Here is a 707-nt window from a genome sequence, read left to right on the forward strand (position 1 = left end):
TTGAGTAGATTGTTAACACCAGAAGTGAGAGTTTTCGATTGGCTAGGCAGCAGTAACCAAATCAGCAGAGAAAATCCGACGGCGCCCATAAATGCAGTGACAAACCAAAGAATTGGTGACGCGGGTTGGTGCCATAATGAACGTGATTTTACGATCGCAATTTCAGCTCCAGTATAAAGGGCGATGGTTAAGCCTGATAACACGGTGATTGCAGATATTGTGAGCATCACTTTGCGAGAAATAGCCCATTCACCAAGCGACAACTTAGATAACAGAGGTAGTACTTTTCCCGGTTGATTTCGCAGTGCGATAAGATCCTGACGCAGATACAGCCATGCTGTCGCAATCGCCAGCGCAGAAAAAACAGGCAGGAACAGCGAGCCTAGAGACATCCATGACCACGGCGTGATGTGCACGTAAAAATGCCAAGCTCGTCCCGGCTGGTGAAGGTCGCCAGTTAACGCCAACGGGCCTACGATAGCGCCGATGGCCATCGTTAGCACCAGCGCGGCGCGTAACCGATGACTGGTGTGTTGCTCAAATAATAGGGCGATTAGGAACAAAATAGCGGCAGCGTAAGCAGAACCGATGTAAAAGAAGTACTGCACCGCCCACGGGAGCCAAGCCATCGCTTGAGGTTGGACTAACACTTCGGTGATGTTCATGCGCGCTCTCCTTGTGGGTCGTAAATAGCTGGCTGCCCGTCG

The 707-nt window shown here is 50.8% G+C and carries 1 protein-coding gene; it reads right to left on the reverse strand.

Going from position 1 to position 707, the window contains the following annotated elements; genetic code table 11:
- The coding region (gene nrfD, locus R7040_RS26575) for an NrfD/PsrC family molybdoenzyme membrane anchor subunit (protein ID WP_318097597.1) at nucleotides 1-665 on the reverse strand (665 nt) is incomplete at its 3' end.
- Nucleotides 666-707 lie beyond the last annotated feature (42 nt).

The sequence above is a fragment of the Vibrio sp. 1069 genome (genome assembly GCF_033340555.1).